The organism is Sandarakinorhabdus oryzae, from assembly GCF_009733735.1.
In the GTDB taxonomy this organism is placed as follows: Bacteria; Pseudomonadota; Alphaproteobacteria; order Sphingomonadales; family Sphingomonadaceae; genus Sandarakinorhabdus; species Sandarakinorhabdus oryzae.
Genome location: NZ_WNJP01000001.1, coordinates 13,515 through 31,687 on the forward strand (window position 1 = coordinate 13,515; position 18,173 = coordinate 31,687).

Genomic DNA, 18,173 nt, shown 5'->3' on the forward strand with positions numbered 1-18,173 from the left:
GGGATATAGATCATGTCACGTCGTCGTCGCCCCGAAAAGCGCGTCATCCTGCCGGATCCCAAGTTCGGCGATCAGGTGCTGTCGAAATTCATGAACCTCGTCATGCTGCAGGGCAAGAAGTCGGTCGCTGAAAAGATCGTCTATTCCGCGCTGGAAACCATCGAGGCCAAGAGCCGCCGCGAACCGCTGGGCGTGTTCCACGATGCGCTCGCCAACGTGCGCCCGGGCATCGAAGTGCGCAGCCGCCGCGTCGGCGGTGCCACCTACCAGGTGCCGGTGGAAGTCCGTCCCGATCGTGGCCAGGCCCTGGCCATCCGCTGGATCATCTCGGCCGCCCGCAAGCGCGCCGAGCACACCATGGCGGCCCGCCTGTCGGCGGAACTGCTCGATGCCGCGTCCAACCGCGGTTCGGCCGTGAAGAAGCGTGAAGACACCCACCGGATGGCGGAAGCCAACCGCGCCTTCTCGCACTACCGCTGGTAATCCGATCCGGGCCGGTGCCCTCGTGGTGCCGGCCCGCTTGTTCTCCTATTGATTGAGGCTCTTCCCCATGCCCCGCTCCCACCCGCTTGAGCGTTATCGCAACATCGGCATCATGGCCCACATCGATGCCGGCAAGACGACCACGACCGAGCGCATCCTCTATTACACCGGCAAGTCCTACAAGATTGGCGAAGTGCACGAAGGCACCGCCACCATGGACTGGATGGAGCAGGAGCAGGAGCGCGGCATCACCATCACGTCGGCCGCCACGACGTGCTTCTGGCGCGCCCAGGACGGCAAGGGCGAAGAGCATCGCATCAACATCATCGACACCCCCGGACACGTCGACTTCACCATCGAAGTCGAGCGTTCGCTGCGCGTGCTCGACGGTGCCATCACCTGCTTCGACGGCGTCGCCGGTGTCGAGCCGCAGTCCGAAACCGTCTGGCGCCAGGCCGACAAGTATCGCGTGCCGCGCATGTGCTTCGTCAACAAGCTGGACCGCACCGGTGCCAACTTCGAACGCTGCGTGCAGATGATCAAGGATCGCCTGGGTGCCCGCCCGGCCGTCCTCTATCTGCCGATTGGCCTCGAAAGCGATTTCGTCGGCCTCGTCGACCTGGTCGAGAACCGCGCCATCATCTGGCTGGAAGAAAGCCTGGGCGCCAAGTTCGAATACAAGCCGATTCCGGACGAACTGAAGGACGCCGCCGCCGCCGCCCGTTCCGAGCTGATCGAGATCGCCGTCGAACAGGACGACGAGGCGATGGAAGCCTATCTGGAAGGCAATGAGCCGGATGTCGCCACGCTGAAGAAGCTGATCCGCAAGGGCACGCTGGCGTTCGACTTCGTGCCGGTGCTGTGCGGTTCGGCGTTCAAGAACAAGGGCGTGCAGCCGCTGCTCGATGCCGTCATCGACTATCTGCCGAGCCCGCTCGACATTCCGCCGGTGGTTGGCATCAACCCCAAGGAAGAAGAAGAAACCCGCAAGGCCGACGACAACGAGCCGTTCGCCGCGCTGGCCTTCAAGATCATGACCGATCCGTTCGTCGGCACGCTGACCTTTGCCCGCATCTATTCGGGCAAGCTGGAAGCCGCCTCGACCGTGCTGAACTCCGTGAAGGACAAGCGCGAGAAGATCGGCCGCATGCTGCTGATGCACGCCAACAACCGCGAAGACATCAAGGAAGCCATGGCCGGCGACATCGTCGCGCTGGTCGGCCTCAAGGATGTCACCACCGGTGACACGCTGTGCTCGACGCTGAAGCCGGTGATCCTGGAGCGCATGGAATTCCCGGAACCCGTCATCGAAGTCGCCGTGGAACCCAAGACCAAGGCCGACCAGGAAAAGATGGGCATCGCGCTCAACCGCCTGGCCCAGGAAGATCCGTCGTTCCGCGTGTCTTCGGACAACGAGAGCGGGCAGACCATCATCAAGGGCATGGGCGAACTCCATCTCGAAATCCTCGTCGATCGCATGAAGCGCGAGTTCAAGGTGGAAGCCAATGTGGGCGCGCCGCAGGTGGCCTATCGTGAATCGCTCGCCCGCAAGGTCGATGTCGATTACACCCACAAGAAGCAGTCGGGCGGCTCCGGCCAGTTCGGCCGCGTCAAGATCACGGTGGAGCCGGGCGAGCGTGGCTCGGGCGTGCTGTTCATCGATGAAGTGAAGGGCGGCAACGTGCCGCGCGAATATATCCCGGCTGTCGAAAAGGGCATCCGTGAAGTCGCGTCGTCGGGCCACCTGATCGGCTTCCCGCTGATCGACTTCAAGGCGACGCTGTATGACGGCGCCTATCACGACGTCGACTCGTCGGCCCTGGCCTTCGAAATCACCGGCCGCGGCGCCATGCGCGAAGCGGCGGACAAGGCCGGCATCAAGATCCTCGAGCCGATCATGAAGGTCGAGGTGGTGACGCCGGAAGATTATCTGGGCGACGTCATCGGCGACCTCAATAGCCGCCGTGGCCAGATCCAGGGCACCGACACCCGCGGCAACGCGCAGGTGATCGATGCCATGGTGCCGCTGGCCAACATGTTCGGGTATGTGAACAACCTGCGCTCGATGTCGCAGGGTCGTGCCCAGTACACCATGCAGTTCAGCCACTATGACGAAGTGCCGTCGAACGTGGCCGAGGAAATCAAGCTCAAGCTGGCTTGATTTTTCGGGAAAGCCGGCTAGTCAGCGCGCCTCAAGGTGCGCTGATTCGGCGCTTCCCCGCTGAAACCACCGCACCGGCGGCGCCCCACGGGCTTTGCCGGAACCAAGTTGAACCCATCACTCGTTGATCAAGGAAGAAGGTAAGGGCCATGGCCAAAGCCAAGTTCGAGCGGAACAAGCCGCACTGCAACATCGGGACCATCGGTCACGTCGACCATGGCAAGACCTCGCTGACCGCTGCCATCACCAAGGTGCTGGCCGAAACCGGTGGCGCCACCTTCACCGCCTACGACCAGATCGACAAGGCGCCGGAAGAGCGTGAGCGCGGCATCACCATCTCGACCGCCCACGTCGAGTATGAAACTGCCGACCGTCACTATGCCCACGTCGACTGCCCGGGCCACGCCGACTATGTGAAGAACATGATCACCGGCGCCGCGCAGATGGACGGCGCGATCCTGGTCGTGTCCGCCACCGACGGTCCGATGCCGCAGACCCGTGAGCACATCCTGCTCGCCAAGCAGGTCGGCGTGCCGGCCATGGTCGTGTTCATGAACAAGGTGGACATGGTCGACGACGAGGAAATCCTCGAGCTGGTCGAACTGGAAATCCGCGAACTCCTGTCGAAGTATGATTTCCCGGGCGATGACATTCCGATCATCAAGGGTTCGGCCCTGTGCGCCCTGGAAGGCAAGAACGACAAGATCGGCCGCGAAGCCGTGCTGGAGCTGATGCGCAACGTCGACAGCTACATCCCGCAGCCGGAGCGTCCGCTGGACAAGCCGTTCCTGATGCCGATCGAAGACGTGTTCTCGATCTCGGGCCGTGGCACCGTCGTCACCGGCCGCGTCGAAACCGGCATCGTCAAGGTTGGCGAAGAACTGGAAATCGTCGGCATCCACGACACCCGCAAGACCGTCTGCACCGGCGTTGAAATGTTCCGCAAGCTGCTCGATCAGGGCCAGGCTGGCGACAACATCGGCGCCCTGCTGCGCGGCGTGGGCCGTGAAGAAGTCGAGCGCGGCCAGGTGCTCTGCAAGCCCGGCTCGATCAAGCCGCACACCGAGTTCACCGCCGAAGTCTACGTGCTGTCGAAGGACGAAGGTGGCCGTCACACGCCGTTCTTCGCCAACTACCGCCCGCAGTTCTACTTCCGCACCACCGACGTCACCGGCACCGTTGAGCTGCCGGAAGGCACCGAGATGGTGATGCCGGGCGATAACGTGCAGCTCAAGGTCAAGCTGATCGCTCCGATCGCCATGGACCAGGGCCTGCGCTTCGCCATCCGCGAAGGCGGCCGTACCGTCGGCGCCGGCGTGGTTGCTTCGATCATCAAGTGAGTGTAAAGGGCCGCTTCCCTAGGGGAGCGGCCCTGATTCGTCAGCGCGCGGAAACGCAGCGCCGATGACGGAAGCCGGGCCCCGCGGCTTTAAACCCAGGGGCAGTTATTCTGAAGCGGCCGGTGCAACCCCGACCTCACATTCGGGGATGTGTCGGTCCGCTTTTTTTGAATGAACGCTGTTTGACAAGATTGGTGCCATGGACGCTCAGAACATCCGCATTCGCCTGAAGGCTTTTGACCATCGTGTGCTCGATCTGGCCACCGGTGAGATCGCCGACACCGCCAAGCGGACCGGCGCTGCCATTCGTGGCCCGATTCCGCTGCCGACGCGCTTCGAGAAGTTCACCGTGAACCGCTCGCCGCACGTCGACAAGAAGAGCCGTGAACAGTTCGAGGTGCGCACCTACAAGCGCCTCCTCGACATTGTTGACCCGACCCCGCAGACGGTGGACGCGCTGATGAAGCTCGATCTGGCCGCCGGCGTGGACGTGGAAATCAAACTCGGCAAGTAACCGTCCCGACCAAATACGCGGAGCGACTTTGGAAGGGTCACGCCCCTCCCCCGGCAACACCGGATGGGGCCTCTGATGAAAGGAACAGATCATGCGCACAGGCGTGATCGCGAAGAAAATGGGGATGACGCGGATTTTCCGCGACGACGGCCGGCATGTTCCGGTGACCGTGCTCTCCCTCGAGAACAACCAGGTCGTCGCGGTGAAGACCGACGAGACCGATGGCTACACCGCCGTCCAGCTTGGCGCTGGCGCGAAGAAGGCCAAGAACACCACGAAGCCGGAACGCGGCCATTTCGGCAAGGCCGAAGTGGAGCCCAAGGCCAAGGTGGCGGAGTTCCGCGTGGCGGCTGACGCCGTGCTGGAACCGGGTGCCACCATTTCCGCCGATCATTTCGTGCCGGGCCAGCTGGTTGATGTCACCGGCATCACCCAGGGCAAGGGCTTTGCCGGCGTCATGAAGCGCTGGAACTTCGGCGGTCTGCGCGCCACCCACGGCGTCTCGGTCTCGCACCGCTCGCACGGCTCGACTGGCCAGCGCCAGGATCCGGGCAAGGTGTTCAAGGGCAAGAAGATGGCCGGGCACATGGGTGCCAAGCAGCGCACACAGCAGAACCTGGAAATCGTGTCGACCGACGTCGAGCGCGGCCTGATCTTCGTGATGGGCTCGGTGCCCGGCTCGAAGGGCGGCTGGCTGCTCGTGAAGGACGCCGTCAAGGTGGCCCGCAACGCCGACGCCCCGTATCCGGCCGCCGTCAAGGTGGCTGCCAACACCAACGTCGTTGCTGAAGTGGCCGATGCCGCTCCGGCTGCCGACGAAACCACGGAGGCTTGATCATGAAGGTTCAGGTGAAGACCCTGGCCGCAGCCGACGCTGGCGAGATCGAGCTGTCTGAAGCCGTGTTCGGCAAGGAACCGCGCCTCGACATCCTGCACCGCGTCGTGACCTGGCAGCTGGAAAAGCGTCGCGGCACCGCCCGCAAGGCGCGTGAACGCAGCGAAGTCGCCCGCACCGGCAAGAAGCTGGGCAACCAGAAGGGCGGCGGTCGTGCCCGTCACGGCAACCGCGCTGCGCCGCAGTTCATCGGCGGCGGCAAGGCCCATGGCCCGCGCGTGCGTGATTTCGATCCGTCGCTGAACAAGAAGATCCGCCGTCTCGGCCTCGCCACCGCGCTCAGCGTGAAGGCCCAGGAAGGCAAGCTGATCGTGGTGGAAGACCTGAACCTTGGCGAAGCCAAGACCAAGGCGTTCCTGGCCTCGATGGGTGCGCTCGGCATCACCTCGGGCCTGTTCATCGACGGTGCCTCGGTTGATGTCGGTTTCGCCCGCGCTTCGGCCAACGTGCCCCACATCGACGTGCTGCCGGCCATCGGCGCCAACGTCTATGACATTCTCAAGCACGACACGCTGGTCCTGACCCGCGCTGCCGTTTCGGCTCTGGAGGCCCGGGTCAATGGCTAACATCGATCTCAAGCACTACGACATTGTCGTGAAGCCGGTGATCACCGAGAAGTCGACCCTGGTGAGCGAATTCAACCAGGTCGTCTTCCAGGTCGCCAAGGACGCCACCAAGCCGCAGATCAAGGCCGCCGTCGAAGCGCTGTATGGCGTCAAGGTGCTGGCCGTGAACACCATGGTGGCCAAGGGCAAGACCAAGCGCTGGCGCGGCCAGGAATATCGCCGGTCTGATGTGAAGAAGGCCGTGGTGACGGTTGCCGATGGCGACCGCATCGACGTGACCACCAGCATCTGAGGGCAGGGACCAGAACCATGGCACTCAAGAATTTCAACCCGACCAGCCCCGGCACGCGTGGCCTGGTGCTGATCGACCGCTCCGCCCTGCACAAGGGTCGTCCGGTCAAGGCGCTCACCGAAGGTCTGAAGAAGACCGGCGGCCGCAACAACAAGGGCCACGCCACTGCGCGCGGCATTGGTGGCGGTCACAAGCGCCTGTATCGCGTCGTCGATTTCAAGCGCCGCCTGTGGGACGTCGCCGCGACCGTCGAACGCCTGGAATATGACCCCAACCGCTCGGCCTTCATCGCGCTGGTGAAATATGCGGACAAGGATGGCACCCAGGCCTATATCATTGCCCCGCAGCGCCTCGCCGTCGGCGACAGCGTCATCGCCGGCAAGAAGGTCGACGTGAAGCCGGGCAACGCGATGGAAATCGGCCAGATGCCGGTTGGCACCATCGTCCACAACGTCGAGCTGAAGCCCGGCAAGGGCGGGCAACTCGCGCGCGCCGCCGGCACCTTCGTGCAGGTGGTGGGCCGCGACAAGGGCATGGTGATCATCCGCCTGAACAGCGGTGAACAGCGCTATGTCCGCGCCGAGTGCATGGCCACCGTGGGTGCAGTGTCGAACCCCGACAACAGCAACCAGAACCTCGGCAAGGCCGGCCGCAACCGCTGGCTCGGCTATCGTCCGCTCACCCGCGGCGTGGCCAAGAACCCGGTCGACCACCCGCACGGCGGTGGTGAAGGCCGCACCTCGGGCGGTCGTCACCCGGTGACCCCGTGGGGCAAGCCGACCAAGGGTGCCAAGACCCGTTCGAACAAGGCGACGGATCACATGATCATCCGTTCGCGCCACGCCAAGAAGAAGAGGTAAGCGCGCATGAGCCGCTCCGTCTGGAAGGGTCCGTTCGTGGACCTCTCGCTGCTGAAGAAGGCCGAAGCCGCGCAGGGCTCCGGTGCGCGCGCGCCGATCAAGACCTGGTCGCGCCGCTCCACCATCCTGCCGCAGTTCGTTGGCCTCACCTTCAACGTGTACAATGGCAAGAAGCACATCCCCGTCGTGGTCAACGAAGACATGGTGGGCATGAAGCTGGGTGAATTTGCGCCGACGCGCTTCTTCCCCGGCCACGCCGCCGACAAGAAGGGCAAGCGCTGATGTCCAAGCCCAAATCCCCCCGCAAGGTTGGCGACCGTGAGGCGCTGGCCGTTGCCACCACCATCCGCGGTTCGGCCTACAAGCTGAACCTGGTTGCCGGCCTGATCCGCGGCCGCAAGGCGTCGGAAGCCCTCAACATCCTGCAGTTCAGCCGCAAGGCGATGGCGGTTGATGTGCGCAAGGTGCTCGCGTCGGCCGTGGCCAATGCCGAAAACAACCACAACCTGGATGTGGACGCGCTGATCGTGAAGGAAGCCAGCGTTGGCAAGGCGATCACCATGAAGCGCTTCACGCCGCGTGCGCGTGGCCGCGCCTCGGCCATCACCAAGCCGTTCAGCCGTCTGCGCGTCGTCGTGCGCGAAGCCGACGAAGAGGGAGCAAACTAATGGGTCACAAGACGTCCCCCATCGGTCTGCGCCTGCAGATCAACCGCACCTGGGACAGCCGCTGGTTCGCCAAGGGCGACGATTACGGCAACCTGCTGCTGGAAGACCTGCGCATCCGCGAGTTCATCCTGAAGCATCACGGCCAAGCCGCCATCTCCAAGGTGGTGATCGAGCGTCCGGCCAAGCTGTGCCGCGTCTCCATCTTTGCCGCACGCCCCGGCGTGATCATCGGCAAGAAGGGTGCGGACATCGAGAAGCTGCGCAAGCAGATCGCCCAGATGACCCGCAGCGACGTGAGCCTGAACATCGTCGAGATCCGCAAGCCGGAAATCGATGCCAAGCTCGTCGCCGCCGGCGTGGCCGATCAGCTGGAGCGCCGTATCGCGTTCCGCCGCGCCATGAAGCGCGCCGTGCAGTCGGCCCTGCGTCTGGGCGCCGAAGGCATCAAGATCACCTGCTCGGGTCGTCTGGGCGGCGCTGAAATCGCCCGCACCGAATGGTATCGCGAAGGCCGTGTGCCGCTGCACACCCTGCGCGGCAACGTCGATTATGCCGAGCACCAGGCCCACACCGCCTATGGCGTGTGCGGCGTGAAGGTTTGGATCTTCAAGGGCGAAATCCTTGGCCACGACCCGATGGCCCAGGACCGCCTGATGATGGAAGCCCAGACCTCTGGCGTCCGTCCGGCGCGCTGAGGAGTAAGAAGAGATGCTGCAACCAAAGCGCACCAAGTTCCGCAAGGCGTTCAAGGGCCGTATCCACGGTGACGCCAAGGGCGGTACCGCGCTCAACTTCGGCGCCTTCGGCCTGAAGGCGATGGAGCCGGAGCGGATCACCGCCCGCCAGATCGAAGCGGCCCGCCGCGCGATCTCGCGTCACATCAAGCGCCAGGGCCGCCTGTGGATCCGCGTGTTCCCGGACGTGCCGGTGTCGTCGAAGCCGGCCGAAGTCCGCATGGGCTCGGGCAAGGGTTCGCCGGAATATTGGGTGGCCCGGGTCAAGCCCGGCCGCGTGATGTTCGAACTCGACGGCGTGCCGTACGACGTGGCCGCCGGTGCCTTTGAACGCGCGGCTGCCAAGCTGCCGATCAAGGTCAAGATGGTGGTTCGCCTCGGCGAGCCGACGACTCAGGATTAAGAGCGATGGCCGACAAGATTTTTGCCGATCTGAAGGTTGCGACCGACGATCAACTCGCCACCCAGCTTTCCGAGCTGAAGCGCGAACAGTTCAACCTGCGGTTCCAGGCGGCCACCGGCCAGCTGGAGAAGCCCGGCCGTGTGCGTGTTGTGCGCCGCACGATCGCCCGCATCAAGACGCTGCAATCGGCCCGCAAGGCCGTGCAGGCAGGAGCATAAGACATGCCGAAGCGTGTTCTGCAGGGCACCGTGGTGTCCGACAAGGGCGACAAGACGGTGGTCGTGCTGGTTGAGCGCAAGGTCGCTCACCCGGTGTACGGCAAGATCATCCGTCGCTCGAAGAAGTATCACGCCCACGACGAGGGCAATGTGATCAAGGCCGGTGACACGGTGCGCATCGAAGAATGCGCCCCGCTGTCCAAGCTCAAGACGTGGAAAGTGCTCGAAAAGGTCGGCTGAGCCGGTCTTCGAGCTGATTTTTTAGCCGTCTGCCGGTCGGAATCGGCAGACATAATGGAAGGATCGAACGCATGATCCAGATGCAGACGAACCTCGATGTGGCGGACAACAGTGGCGCCAAGCGGGTGATGTGCATCAAGGTCCTGGGTGGTTCCAAGCGCCGCTTTGCCGGCGTCGGCGACATCATCGTGGTGTCGGTGAAGGAAGCGCAGCCCAAGGGCAAGGTGAAGAAGGGTGACGTGCACCGCGCTGTGGTCGTGCGCACCGCCAAGGATATCCGTCGTCCCGACGGGTCGGTGATCCGCTTCGACAGCAATGCTGCCGTGCTGATCAACAAGAACGAAGAGCCGATCGGCACCCGTATCTTCGGGCCGGTGGTGCGTGAACTGCGCGCCACGGGCCACATGAAGATCATCAGCCTGGCTCCCGAGGTGCTGTGATGAGTGCGCTGAAGATCAAGAAGGGTGACACCGTGATCGTCCTGTCCGGCAAGGACAAGGGCAAGGAAGGCACCGTGACCCGCAACCTGCCGCGCGAAGGCAAGGTTGTGGTGGCCGGCGTCAACCTGATCACCCGTCACAACAAGCCGTCGCAGACCAACCCCAATGGCGGCATCAGCCAAGTGGAAGCGCCGATGGCTGTCGCCAAGGTGGCGCTGAAGGATCCGAAGACCGGCCAGCCGACCCGCGTCGGTTTCGCCGTGGTCGACGGCAAGAAGGTGCGCGTCGCCAAGAAGTCGGGAGCCGTGATCAATGGCTGAGAAGCTCAACCCCCGCATGCAGACCCTGTATGCCGAGACGGTCCGCCCGAAGATGGTGGAACTGTTTGGCTACAAGAATCTGATGGAAGTGCCGAAGATCGAGAAGATCGTGCTCAACATGGGCGTCGGCGAAGCCACCCAGGACAAGAAGAAGGTCGAGCAGGCTGCCGGTGAAATGGCCCTGATCGCTGGCCAGAAGCCGGTGATCTGCCGCGCCAAGAAGTCGGTCGCGCAGTTCAAGCTGCGTGAAGGCATGCCGATCGGCTGCAAGGTCACGCTGCGCCGCGAGCGCATGTATGAGTTCCTTGACCGCTTCGTCACGATCGCGCTGCCGCGCGTGAAGGATTTCCGTGGGCTTTCCGCCAAGTCGTTCGATGGCCGTGGCAATTATGCCTGCGGTATCAAGGAACAGCTGATCTTCCCGGAGATCAACTATGACCGGATCGAGAAGATCCGCGGCATGGACATCATCGTCACCACGACGGCCAAGACCGACGAGGAAGCCCGCGCCCTGCTGGCGCTGTTCGGTTTCCCGTTCGTTGGCTACACCCTCGAAAAGAAGGCGGCCTGAGCCATGGCGAAGCTTTCGATGATCAACAAGAACGAGCGTCGCAAGGCGCTGGTTGTGAAGTACGCCGGCAAATATGCCGTGCTCAAGGCGATCGCCAACGACGAGAGCCGTTCCGATGAGGAGCGTCTGATGGCCCGCCTGAAGATGGCCGAGCTGCCGCGCAACGCGAACCCGACCCGGGTGCGCAACCGCTGCGAGCTGACCGGCCGTCCGCGCGCCTATTACCGCAAGTTCAAGCTTTCGCGCGTCATGCTGCGGGAACTGGCCAACAAGGGCCTGATTCCCGGTGTGACCAAGTCGAGCTGGTAAGGATAGCCCGATGTCGATGTCTGATCCTCTGGGCGATATGCTCACCCGGATCCGGAACGGCCAGCAGGCCCGCAAGGATTCGATCGTCACCCCCGCTTCCAAGCTGCGTGCGCGCGTGCTGGATGTTCTGCAGCGCGAAGGCTATATCCGTGGCTATGCCCCGGTGCTTGATGGCGCCCACCAGAATCTGCGGATCGACCTGAAATATTTCGAAGGTCGTCCCGCCATCCAGCACCTTGCCCGCGTGTCGAAGCCCGGCCGCCGCGTCTACAGCGGTTCGACCGAGCTTCCACGCGTCCGCAACGGCCTGGGCATCACCATTGTTTCGACGCCCCAGGGCGTTCTTTCCGACGCGGAAGCGCGCGAGAAGAACGTGGGCGGCGAAGTCCTCTGCCAGGTGTTCTGACCATGTCGCGCATCGGTAAAAAACCCGTCGCCGTTCCGGCCGGCGTCACCGCCACCATCAATGATCGCATCCTGGTGGTCAAAGGCCCCAAGGGCGAGCTGTCGATGCCGCTGGTGGATGACATCAGCTACACCATCGACGCTGGCCAGATCGCGGTGCTGCCGGCATCGGACACCAAGCGCGCCCGTGCCTTCTGGGGCATGCAGCGCACGATGGTGAACAACCTCGTCACTGGCGTGGCCGACGGCTTCACCAAGGTGCTCGAAATCACCGGCGTCGGCTATCGCGCCTCGGTGCAGGGCAGCAACCTGAAGCTGCAGCTGGGCTACAGCCACGACGTGGATTTCCCGATCCCGGCCGGCATCACCATCAAGACGCCTGACCCGACGACCGTTGAAATCAGCGGTTCCGACAAGCAGCGCGTTGGCCAGGTTGCCGCCGAGATCCGCCGCTGGCGCAAGCCCGAGCCCTACAAGGGCAAGGGCATCAAGTACCGCGGCGAGTTCATCTTCCGGAAGGAAGGGAAGAAGAAATGAGCAAGCTCACCCCCTTCGAGCAGCGTCGTCGCCGCGTGCGCACGGCGATCCGCCTCAAGAGCAGCGGCCGTCCGCGCCTGTCGGTGCACCGGTCGTCGCAGCACATCTATGCGCAGATCATCGACGACACCAATGGTGTCACCCTCGCCGCCGCCTCCACCCTGGAGAAGGATGTGCGCGGGGCGACCGGCGCCACCACCGACGCAGCCGCGGCGGTGGGCAAGCGCCTGGCCGAGCGTGCCAAGGCGGCCGGTGTGTCGGCCGTGGTGTTCGACCGTGGCGGTTTCCTCTTCCATGGTCGCGTGAAAGCGCTGGCCGATGGCGCCCGCGAAGGCGGGCTGGAGTTCTGAGATGAGCGATGAAATCGAAGTGACCGGCGCAGCGCCGGAAGCCGAAGGCCGCGGGCCTGGTGGTGGTCGGGGCCGTGGTCGTGGTGGCCCCGGTGGTGATCGCCGTGGCGGCCCCGGCGGCAACCGTCGTGACGGTGACCGCAACAAGCGCGGCCGTGACAACAACGCCGAACCTGCCGGTGAAGAGCTGATCGAAAAGCTCGTCCACATCAACCGCGTCTCCAAGACCGTGAAGGGCGGCAAGCGCTTCGGCTTTGCAGCCCTGGTCGTGGTGGGTGACGGCAAGGGCCGCGTCGGCTTCGGCCACGGCAAGGCCCGCGAAGTGCCGGAAGCCATCGCCAAGGCCACCGCCGCCGCCAAGAAGGCGATGGTGCGCGTGCCGCTGCGCGATGGCCGCACCCTGCACCATGATGGCTTCGGCCATTTCGGCGCCGGCAAGGTCTATGTGCGCTCGGCCACGCAGGGCACCGGCATCATCGCCGGTGGTCCGATGCGCGCCGTGTTCGAATCGCTGGGTGTTGCCGACGTGGTCACCAAGTCGGTGGGCACCAACAACCCCTACAACATGATCCGTGCCACCTTCGCGGCGCTGGTCGGCCAGACCAGCCCGAAGAGCGTCGCCCAGCGTCGCGGCAAGAAGGTGGTGGATCTGCTGTCGCGCCGTGGCGACGTTTCGGCCAAGCAGGCCGAAGCCGACGCCGAAGCGGTGGCGTGAGGAGAGGCACGATGGCCAAGCTGAAAGTCACCCAGATCGGTTCGCCGATCCGCCGCACCCCGATCCAGGAAAAGAACCTGATCGGGCTCGGCCTCAACAAGATGCACCGCAGCCGCGAGCATGTCGATACGCCGGAAATCCGGGGCATGATCAAGAAGGTGGCGCATCTGGTGAAGGTCGAAAGCGTCGCCTGATCCCTTGATTGCCGCCCGCCAACCCGGCCCCTGCCGGGCTGGCGGGCGTTTCCCTTCCAGCGCGTAAGCGAAAGCGAGTGCATCCCATGACCACCAAGCTCAACGACCTCCACGACAATCCTGGCGCCCGCAAGAAGCGCGTGCGCGTCGGCCGCGGCATCGGTTCCGGTGTCGGCAAGACCGCCGGTCGCGGCCAGAAGGGCCAGACCAGCCGTTCGGGCGTCTCGATCAACGGCTTCGAAGGCGGCCAGATGCCGCTGCACATGCGCATCCCGAAGCGCGGCTTCAACAACATCTTCCGCAAGGATTATGCCGTGCTCAACCTGGGCACGCTGCAGGCCGCCATCGATGCCGGCAAGCTCGATGCCAAGACGCTCATCGACGCCGATGCGCTGGTTGCCGCCAAGGTGCTGACCAATGCCCGTGATGGCGTGCGCCTGCTCGGTGTCGGCGCGCTGACGGCCAAGGTGAAGCTGAAGCTCGCCGGTGCCTCGGCCTCGGCCAAGGCCGCCGTGGAAGCCGCTGGCGGTTCGATCGAGCTGCCGGCGCCGGCCCCGGCGCCGCTGAGCAAGGACGAGCAAAAGGCCGCCCGTGCGGCGGCGCGCGCTGCCAAGGCTGCCAAGTAATCCACGAATTGGGTCAATCGACCCCATGGCAATTGCGCCGCGTGTCGCCTACATGGGACGGACATGCGGCGCTTTGCCGTTTCAGACCATCTTGATCAGGTAGGGTTTCATGGCGTCTGCCGCCGAACAAATGGCCGCGAACCTGTCGTTCGCCAACTTCTCCAAGGCCACCGAGCTGAAGAACCGCATCTGGTTCACGCTGGGTGCGCTGATCGTGTTCCGGCTGATCAGCTTCGTGCCGCTGCCCGGCATCGATCCGCTGGCGCTGTCGAGCCTGTTCAACCAGACCCGTGGCGGCGTGCTCGATTTCTTCAACATGTTCTCCGGCGGCGCGCTGGAGCGCATGAGCCTGATCGCGCTGGGCGTCACGCCCTACATCACCGCCTCGATCGTGGTCCAGCTGCTGACCAGCCTGATCCCCAGCTTCATGAGCCTGAAGAAGGAAGGCGAGGCCGGTCGCAAGACGCTGAACCAGTACACGCGCTATGGCACCGTGTTCCTCACCGTCGTGCAGGGCTATGGCATCGCGCTCGGCCTTGAAGGCTGGGGCGCCGGCCAGGGCGTCTCTGCCGTCATCGATCCGGGCTGGTTCTTCCGCATCTCCACGGTGATCTCGCTGCTGGGCGGCACCATGTTCCTGATGTGGCTGGGCGAACAGATCACCAGCCGCGGCATCGGCAACGGCATCTCGCTGATCATCATGGCCGGCATCGTCGCGCATTTCCCGACCGCCGTCGGCACGCTGTTCGAACAGGGCCGCACCGGTGCCCTCTCCACGGGCTTCGTGCTGCTGGTCGGCATCGTGGCGCTGGCCACCATCGGCTTCATCTGCCTGATGGAGCGGGCGCAGCGAAAGATCCTGATCCAGTATCCCAAGCGCCAGATGGGCAACCGCATGTTCCAGGGGGATTCGAGCTTCCTGCCGCTGAAGCTCAACACCTCGGGCGTCATCCCGCCGATCTTTGCCAGCTCGCTGCTGCTGATGCCGCTCACGGTGGCGCAGTTCTTCAGCCAGCGCGGCAACATGCCGGAATGGCTGACCACGGTGACCACCGCCCTGCAGCACGGCGCGCCGCTCTACATGTTCCTCTATGCCGCCGGCATCATCTTCTTCAGCTTCTTCTACACCGCCGTGGTGTTCAACCCGGACGAGACGGCCGAGAATCTGAAGAAGTACGGCGGCTTCGTGCCGGGCATAAGGCCGGGCACTCGCACGTCGGAGTATCTCGATTTCGTGCTGACCCGGCTGACGGTGATTGGCGCTGCTTACCTGACGCTGATCTGCCTGCTGCCGGAATTCCTGATCAGCGAGCTGAAGGTGCCCTTCTATTTCGGCGGCACCTCGCTGCTGATCGTCGTCAATGTCACGATGGACACGGTGGCCCAGATCCAGAGCCATCTTCTGGCCCATCAATATGAGGGACTCATCAAGAAGTCCAAACTCAGGGGGAACCGCCGTTGAATCTGATCCTGCTGGGTCCGCCGGGGGCGGGCAAGGGCACCCAGGCCAGCCGCCTCGTCAAGGAGCGCGGCATGGTGCAGTTGTCGACCGGTGACATGCTGCGCGCCGCGGTTGCGGCCGGCACGCCGGTCGGCCTCGCCGCCAAGGCCGTGATGGATGCCGGCGGCCTCGTTTCGGACGAGATCGTCAACGGCATCTTGTCGGAACGGCTTGACCAGCCCGACGCCCGGGCCGGCTTCATCCTCGATGGCTATCCGCGCACCGACGTGCAGGCCGATGCGCTCGACGCCATGCTGTCGGGCAAGGGCCTGGCGCTCGATCATGTCATCGAGCTGGTGGTGGACGAGGACGCGCTGGTCGATCGCATCACCGGCCGCTTCACCTGCGCCAAGTGCGGCGAGGGCTATCACGACCGCTACAAGCTGCCGGCGGTGGCCGGCGTCTGTGATGTCTGCGGCTCCAGCGAATTCAAGCGCCGCGCCGATGACAATGCCGATACGGTGCGCCAGCGCATGCTGGAGTATCGCGCCAAGACCGCGCCGATCATTCCGCATTATGAAGGCCGCGGTATTGTTTCGCGTGTCGATGGCATGGCCAACATGGATGATGTTGCCGCCGCCATCGATGCCATTGTCGACGCATGATTGTCATGCCGTGGCGCCGGCTTGACTTTCCGGCGACTCGCGGCTAACCCCCGCACTTCCGTTCATTCGGATGCGCAGAACCGGCGGCCCATAGGGGCGGTCGGCATATTGCTTTGAGATGGCGACATCTTGCCCAGGGTCGCCGTGGAGCATGAAAGGAACACGACTGTGGCACGTATTGCGGGTGTGAACATCCCGACCAACAAGCGCGTGGAGATCGCGCTCACCTACATCCACGGCATCGGCCGCACCACCGCCAGCCGCCTGGCCGCCGAGCTCGGCTTCCCGCCGGAGCGCCGCGTGCAGGAACTGACCGACGCCGAGATCCTGTTGATCCGTGAAAAGATCGACCGTGAACTGACCGTGGAAGGCGATCTGCGTCGCCAGAACGCGATGAACATCAAGCGCCTGATGGACCTGGCCTGCTATCGCGGCCTGCGTCACCGCAAGGGGCTCCCCGTGCGCGGCCAGCGCACCCACACCAACGCCCGCACCCGCAAGGGCAAGGCCAAGCCGATCGCCGGCAAGAAGAAGTAAGCGCGTCACCGCTGCTCATCCTCTTCTTCTCATCAGGCAAGGATATCTGAAATGGCTCGCGAAGTTGCTCGCATCAAGCGCAGGGAGCGCAAGAACATCACCAGCGGTGTTGCCCATGTCAACGCCAGCTTCAACAACACCATGATCACCATCACCGACGCGCAGGGCAATGCGATTGCCTGGTCGTCGGCCGGCACGATGGGCTTCAAGGGCAGCCGCAAGTCGACGCCGTTCGCGGCGCAGATGGCGGCCGAAGACGCCGGCAAGAAGGCCGCCGAACATGGCGTCCGCACGCTGGAAGTGGAAGTGCGCGGCCCGGGTTCGGGTCGTGAATCGGCGCTGCGTGCCCTGCAGGCGGTGGGCTTCACCATCACGGCGATCCGTGACGTGACGCCGATCCCGCACAACGGTGTGCGCCCGCCCAAGCGCCGCCGCGTCTGATCCGCCTGCCCTGGCGCCGGGCTCCGTTCAGGCGCCCAGCGTATCATTATCCCAACGTGCACTGGGACCGGGCAGGTGACGATCTGCTCCTTCCCAGACCCCAGCACTCCAGACCGAGGTGAACCCCGTGGCAGTCATCGCCAAGAACTGGACCGAACTCAAGAAGCCCAACCGTCTGGAGCAGCGCCCGACGGGTGACGGCAAGCAGAAGGCGGCCTTTGTCGCCGAACCGCTGGAGCGTGGCTTTGGCCTGACGCTGGGCAATGCCCTGCGCCGCGTGCTGCTGTCGTCGTTGCAGGGTGCTGCCGTCACCGCCATCAAGATCGATGGCGTGCTGCACGAATTCTCCAGCCTGGCTGGCGTGCGCGAAGACGTGACCGACATCGTGCTGAACATCAAGCAGGTGGCGATCCGCATGGCCGGTGATCAGGCCAAGCGCGTCTATCTGAACGCCACCGGCCCCGGCCCGGTCACCGCTGGCCAGATCGCCGTCACCGGCGACATGGAAGTGATGAACAAGGATCTGGTGATCTGCACGCTGGACGAAGGCGCCACGCTGAACATGGAACTGACGGTGGAAACCGGCAAGGGCTATGTGCCGGCCAGCGCCAACCGTCCGGCCGATGCGCCGATCGGCCTGGTGCCGGTCGATGCGCTCTACTCGCCGGTGCGTCAGGTCAGCTACAAGGTCGATCCGACCCGCGTGGGCCAGGAACTGGACTATGACAAGCTGACCATCACGGTGGAAACCGATGGCAGCCTGTCGCCGGAAGACGCGCTCGCCTATGGTGCCAAGATCCTGCAGGACCAGCTCCAGCTGTTCGTGAACTTCGAGGACGCCACCGTGGCCGCCCCGGTCGCCCATGCCGCCAGCACCGGCGCCGTGGAAGTGGACGACAGCGCCAGCATCAACCGTTACCTGCTCAAGAAGGTGGACGAGTTGGAACTGTCGGTGCGTTCGGCCAACTGCCTGAAGAACGACAATATCATCTACATCGGCGACCTGGTGCAGAAGACGGAAAGCGAAATGCTGCGCACCCCGAACTTCGGCCGCAAGTCGCTGAACGAAATCAAGGAAGTGCTGTCCCAGATGGGCCTGCGCCTCGGCATGGAAATTGCCGGTTGGCCGCCGGAGAACATCGAAGAGATGGCGAAGAAGCTCGAGCAAGAATTTTGAGTCCTGCAGGGCGAGAGCGGCTTCGGCTGCACTCGCCCCTGTCGGCAGGGGTATCGGCTGACCCCATCATC

General features: G+C 64.2%; 29 protein-coding genes. All 29 read left to right on the forward strand.

Annotated elements, in window-relative coordinates:
- Positions 1 to 12: 12 nt before the first annotated feature.
- The 29 genes from rpsG (at position 13) to GJ693_RS00205 (ending at position 18,102) form a co-directional block, all read left to right on the forward strand.
- Entirely contained in the window at positions 13 to 483 is a 471-nt protein-coding gene (gene rpsG / locus GJ693_RS00065; RefSeq protein WP_156254294.1) for a 30S ribosomal protein S7, read from the forward strand.
- Between the two features lie 67 nt (positions 484 to 550).
- On the forward strand, positions 551 to 2,644 hold the full coding sequence (gene fusA, locus GJ693_RS00070) for an elongation factor G (RefSeq protein WP_156254295.1): 2,094 nt from the start codon (positions 551 to 553) through the stop codon (positions 2,642 to 2,644).
- Positions 2,645 to 2,793: 149 nt separating this feature from the next.
- Positions 2,794 to 3,984 (forward strand): elongation factor Tu, encoded by a 1,191-nt coding sequence (gene tuf / locus GJ693_RS00075; RefSeq protein WP_156254296.1) that lies wholly within the window; start codon positions 2,794 to 2,796, stop codon positions 3,982 to 3,984.
- A 199-nt stretch (positions 3,985 to 4,183) separates the two neighbouring features.
- A complete protein-coding gene (rpsJ, locus tag GJ693_RS00080) occupies positions 4,184 to 4,498 on the forward strand; it encodes a 30S ribosomal protein S10 (RefSeq protein WP_017666958.1) in 315 nt (104 codons plus the stop codon).
- 91 nt (positions 4,499 to 4,589) lie between these two features.
- Entirely contained in the window at positions 4,590 to 5,333 is a 744-nt protein-coding gene (gene rplC, locus GJ693_RS00085) for a 50S ribosomal protein L3 (RefSeq protein ID WP_156254297.1), read from the forward strand.
- A 2-nt stretch (positions 5,334 to 5,335) separates the two neighbouring features.
- Complete coding sequence (rplD, locus tag GJ693_RS00090; RefSeq protein WP_156254298.1) at positions 5,336 to 5,959, forward strand: 50S ribosomal protein L4; 624 nt, start codon at positions 5,336 to 5,338, stop codon at positions 5,957 to 5,959.
- On the forward strand, positions 5,952 to 6,251 hold the full coding sequence (locus tag GJ693_RS00095) for a 50S ribosomal protein L23 (RefSeq protein ID WP_156254299.1): 300 nt from the start codon (positions 5,952 to 5,954) through the stop codon (positions 6,249 to 6,251). The genes rplD and GJ693_RS00095 overlap by 8 nt, the downstream gene beginning before the upstream one ends.
- Positions 6,252 to 6,268: 17 nt before the next feature.
- Entirely contained in the window at positions 6,269 to 7,111 is an 843-nt protein-coding gene (rplB, locus tag GJ693_RS00100) for a 50S ribosomal protein L2 (RefSeq protein WP_156254300.1), read from the forward strand.
- A 6-nt stretch (positions 7,112 to 7,117) separates the two neighbouring features.
- Positions 7,118 to 7,393 (forward strand): 30S ribosomal protein S19, encoded by a 276-nt coding sequence (rpsS, locus tag GJ693_RS00105; protein WP_156254301.1) that lies wholly within the window; start codon positions 7,118 to 7,120, stop codon positions 7,391 to 7,393.
- On the forward strand, positions 7,393 to 7,779 hold the full coding sequence (rplV, locus tag GJ693_RS00110) for a 50S ribosomal protein L22 (RefSeq protein WP_156254302.1): 387 nt from the start codon (positions 7,393 to 7,395) through the stop codon (positions 7,777 to 7,779). The genes rpsS and rplV overlap by 1 nt, the downstream gene beginning before the upstream one ends.
- Positions 7,779 to 8,474 carry a 30S ribosomal protein S3 gene (gene rpsC, locus GJ693_RS00115; protein WP_156254303.1) on the forward strand — a complete coding sequence of 232 codons (696 nt, stop codon included), beginning with the start codon at positions 7,779 to 7,781 and terminating at the stop codon, positions 8,472 to 8,474. The genes rplV and rpsC overlap by 1 nt, the downstream gene beginning before the upstream one ends.
- A 13-nt stretch (positions 8,475 to 8,487) precedes the next feature.
- A complete protein-coding gene (rplP, locus tag GJ693_RS00120; RefSeq protein ID WP_156254304.1) occupies positions 8,488 to 8,916 on the forward strand; it encodes a 50S ribosomal protein L16 in 429 nt (142 codons plus the stop codon).
- A gap of 5 nt (positions 8,917 to 8,921) precedes the next feature.
- A complete protein-coding gene (gene rpmC, locus GJ693_RS00125) occupies positions 8,922 to 9,134 on the forward strand; it encodes a 50S ribosomal protein L29 (RefSeq protein ID WP_156254305.1) in 213 nt (70 codons plus the stop codon).
- A gap of 3 nt (positions 9,135 to 9,137) precedes the next feature.
- Positions 9,138 to 9,374, forward strand: coding sequence for a 30S ribosomal protein S17 (gene rpsQ / locus GJ693_RS00130; RefSeq protein ID WP_017666968.1), 237 nt, complete (start codon positions 9,138 to 9,140; stop codon positions 9,372 to 9,374).
- Between the two features lie 71 nt (positions 9,375 to 9,445).
- On the forward strand, positions 9,446 to 9,814 hold the full coding sequence (rplN, locus tag GJ693_RS00135) for a 50S ribosomal protein L14 (RefSeq protein WP_017666969.1): 369 nt from the start codon (positions 9,446 to 9,448) through the stop codon (positions 9,812 to 9,814).
- The gene (gene rplX, locus GJ693_RS00140) at positions 9,814 to 10,134 is read left to right on the forward strand and encodes a 50S ribosomal protein L24 (protein ID WP_156254306.1); all 321 of its coding nucleotides are present in this window, start codon (positions 9,814 to 9,816) and stop codon (positions 10,132 to 10,134) included. The genes rplN and rplX overlap by 1 nt, the downstream gene beginning before the upstream one ends.
- The gene (rplE, locus tag GJ693_RS00145; RefSeq protein ID WP_156254307.1) at positions 10,127 to 10,705 is read left to right on the forward strand and encodes a 50S ribosomal protein L5; all 579 of its coding nucleotides are present in this window, start codon (positions 10,127 to 10,129) and stop codon (positions 10,703 to 10,705) included. Before rplX ends, rplE begins: the two co-directional genes overlap by 8 nt.
- Before the next feature lie 3 nt (positions 10,706 to 10,708).
- Positions 10,709 to 11,014, forward strand: coding sequence for a 30S ribosomal protein S14 (gene rpsN / locus GJ693_RS00150; RefSeq protein WP_086117732.1), 306 nt, complete (start codon positions 10,709 to 10,711; stop codon positions 11,012 to 11,014).
- Between the two features lie 10 nt (positions 11,015 to 11,024).
- A complete protein-coding gene (gene rpsH, locus GJ693_RS00155; protein ID WP_156254308.1) occupies positions 11,025 to 11,420 on the forward strand; it encodes a 30S ribosomal protein S8 in 396 nt (131 codons plus the stop codon).
- A gap of 2 nt (positions 11,421 to 11,422) precedes the next feature.
- Positions 11,423 to 11,956, forward strand: a complete 534-nt coding sequence (gene rplF / locus GJ693_RS00160; protein ID WP_156254309.1) for a 50S ribosomal protein L6 — start codon at positions 11,423 to 11,425, stop codon at positions 11,954 to 11,956.
- A complete protein-coding gene (gene rplR / locus GJ693_RS00165) occupies positions 11,953 to 12,306 on the forward strand; it encodes a 50S ribosomal protein L18 (protein ID WP_156254310.1) in 354 nt (117 codons plus the stop codon). The genes rplF and rplR overlap by 4 nt, the downstream gene beginning before the upstream one ends.
- Before the next feature lies 1 nt (position 12,307).
- Positions 12,308 to 13,021 carry a 30S ribosomal protein S5 gene (rpsE, locus tag GJ693_RS00170; RefSeq protein WP_156254311.1) on the forward strand — a complete coding sequence of 238 codons (714 nt, stop codon included), beginning with the start codon at positions 12,308 to 12,310 and terminating at the stop codon, positions 13,019 to 13,021.
- Between the two features lie 11 nt (positions 13,022 to 13,032).
- A complete protein-coding gene (rpmD, locus tag GJ693_RS00175) occupies positions 13,033 to 13,215 on the forward strand; it encodes a 50S ribosomal protein L30 (RefSeq protein WP_156254312.1) in 183 nt (60 codons plus the stop codon).
- 86 nt (positions 13,216 to 13,301) lie between these two features.
- Positions 13,302 to 13,841 (forward strand): 50S ribosomal protein L15, encoded by a 540-nt coding sequence (gene rplO / locus GJ693_RS00180; protein ID WP_156254313.1) that lies wholly within the window; start codon positions 13,302 to 13,304, stop codon positions 13,839 to 13,841.
- 109 nt (positions 13,842 to 13,950) lie between these two features.
- On the forward strand, positions 13,951 to 15,303 hold the full coding sequence (gene secY / locus GJ693_RS00185; protein WP_156254314.1) for a preprotein translocase subunit SecY: 1,353 nt from the start codon (positions 13,951 to 13,953) through the stop codon (positions 15,301 to 15,303).
- Positions 15,300 to 15,947: an adenylate kinase gene (locus GJ693_RS00190; protein ID WP_156254315.1), complete on the forward strand. Its 648-nt coding sequence runs from the start codon at positions 15,300 to 15,302 to the stop codon at positions 15,945 to 15,947. The genes secY and GJ693_RS00190 overlap by 4 nt, the downstream gene beginning before the upstream one ends.
- Positions 15,948 to 16,115: 168 nt before the next feature.
- Positions 16,116 to 16,484 (forward strand): 30S ribosomal protein S13, encoded by a 369-nt coding sequence (gene rpsM / locus GJ693_RS00195; protein ID WP_156254316.1) that lies wholly within the window; start codon positions 16,116 to 16,118, stop codon positions 16,482 to 16,484.
- 51 nt (positions 16,485 to 16,535) lie between these two features.
- Positions 16,536 to 16,925: a 30S ribosomal protein S11 gene (gene rpsK, locus GJ693_RS00200; RefSeq protein ID WP_156254317.1), complete on the forward strand. Its 390-nt coding sequence runs from the start codon at positions 16,536 to 16,538 to the stop codon at positions 16,923 to 16,925.
- 127 nt (positions 16,926 to 17,052) lie between these two features.
- Positions 17,053 to 18,102 (forward strand): DNA-directed RNA polymerase subunit alpha, encoded by a 1,050-nt coding sequence (locus tag GJ693_RS00205; RefSeq protein ID WP_156254318.1) that lies wholly within the window; start codon positions 17,053 to 17,055, stop codon positions 18,100 to 18,102.
- Positions 18,103 to 18,173: the final 71 nt, after the last annotated feature.

Coding starts and splice junctions, on each gene's coding strand:
- rpsG (WP_156254294.1), top strand. CDS start 13: ATGTCACGTCGTCGTCGCCCCGAAAAGCGCGTCATCCTGCCGGATCCC.
- fusA (WP_156254295.1), top strand. CDS start 551: ATGCCCCGCTCCCACCCGCTTGAGCGTTATCGCAACATCGGCATCATG.
- tuf (WP_156254296.1), top strand. CDS start 2,794: ATGGCCAAAGCCAAGTTCGAGCGGAACAAGCCGCACTGCAACATCGGG.
- rpsJ (WP_017666958.1), top strand. CDS start 4,184: ATGGACGCTCAGAACATCCGCATTCGCCTGAAGGCTTTTGACCATCGT.
- rplC (WP_156254297.1), top strand. CDS start 4,590: ATGCGCACAGGCGTGATCGCGAAGAAAATGGGGATGACGCGGATTTTC.
- rplD (WP_156254298.1), top strand. CDS start 5,336: ATGAAGGTTCAGGTGAAGACCCTGGCCGCAGCCGACGCTGGCGAGATC.
- GJ693_RS00095 (WP_156254299.1), top strand. CDS start 5,952: ATGGCTAACATCGATCTCAAGCACTACGACATTGTCGTGAAGCCGGTG.
- rplB (WP_156254300.1), top strand. CDS start 6,269: ATGGCACTCAAGAATTTCAACCCGACCAGCCCCGGCACGCGTGGCCTG.
- rpsS (WP_156254301.1), top strand. CDS start 7,118: ATGAGCCGCTCCGTCTGGAAGGGTCCGTTCGTGGACCTCTCGCTGCTG.
- rplV (WP_156254302.1), top strand. CDS start 7,393: ATGTCCAAGCCCAAATCCCCCCGCAAGGTTGGCGACCGTGAGGCGCTG.
- rpsC (WP_156254303.1), top strand. CDS start 7,779: ATGGGTCACAAGACGTCCCCCATCGGTCTGCGCCTGCAGATCAACCGC.
- rplP (WP_156254304.1), top strand. CDS start 8,488: ATGCTGCAACCAAAGCGCACCAAGTTCCGCAAGGCGTTCAAGGGCCGT.
- rpmC (WP_156254305.1), top strand. CDS start 8,922: ATGGCCGACAAGATTTTTGCCGATCTGAAGGTTGCGACCGACGATCAA.
- rpsQ (WP_017666968.1), top strand. CDS start 9,138: ATGCCGAAGCGTGTTCTGCAGGGCACCGTGGTGTCCGACAAGGGCGAC.
- rplN (WP_017666969.1), top strand. CDS start 9,446: ATGATCCAGATGCAGACGAACCTCGATGTGGCGGACAACAGTGGCGCC.
- rplX (WP_156254306.1), top strand. CDS start 9,814: ATGAGTGCGCTGAAGATCAAGAAGGGTGACACCGTGATCGTCCTGTCC.
- rplE (WP_156254307.1), top strand. CDS start 10,127: ATGGCTGAGAAGCTCAACCCCCGCATGCAGACCCTGTATGCCGAGACG.
- rpsN (WP_086117732.1), top strand. CDS start 10,709: ATGGCGAAGCTTTCGATGATCAACAAGAACGAGCGTCGCAAGGCGCTG.
- rpsH (WP_156254308.1), top strand. CDS start 11,025: ATGTCGATGTCTGATCCTCTGGGCGATATGCTCACCCGGATCCGGAAC.
- rplF (WP_156254309.1), top strand. CDS start 11,423: ATGTCGCGCATCGGTAAAAAACCCGTCGCCGTTCCGGCCGGCGTCACC.
- rplR (WP_156254310.1), top strand. CDS start 11,953: ATGAGCAAGCTCACCCCCTTCGAGCAGCGTCGTCGCCGCGTGCGCACG.
- rpsE (WP_156254311.1), top strand. CDS start 12,308: ATGAGCGATGAAATCGAAGTGACCGGCGCAGCGCCGGAAGCCGAAGGC.
- rpmD (WP_156254312.1), top strand. CDS start 13,033: ATGGCCAAGCTGAAAGTCACCCAGATCGGTTCGCCGATCCGCCGCACC.
- rplO (WP_156254313.1), top strand. CDS start 13,302: ATGACCACCAAGCTCAACGACCTCCACGACAATCCTGGCGCCCGCAAG.
- secY (WP_156254314.1), top strand. CDS start 13,951: ATGGCGTCTGCCGCCGAACAAATGGCCGCGAACCTGTCGTTCGCCAAC.
- rpsK (WP_156254317.1), top strand. CDS start 16,536: ATGGCTCGCGAAGTTGCTCGCATCAAGCGCAGGGAGCGCAAGAACATC.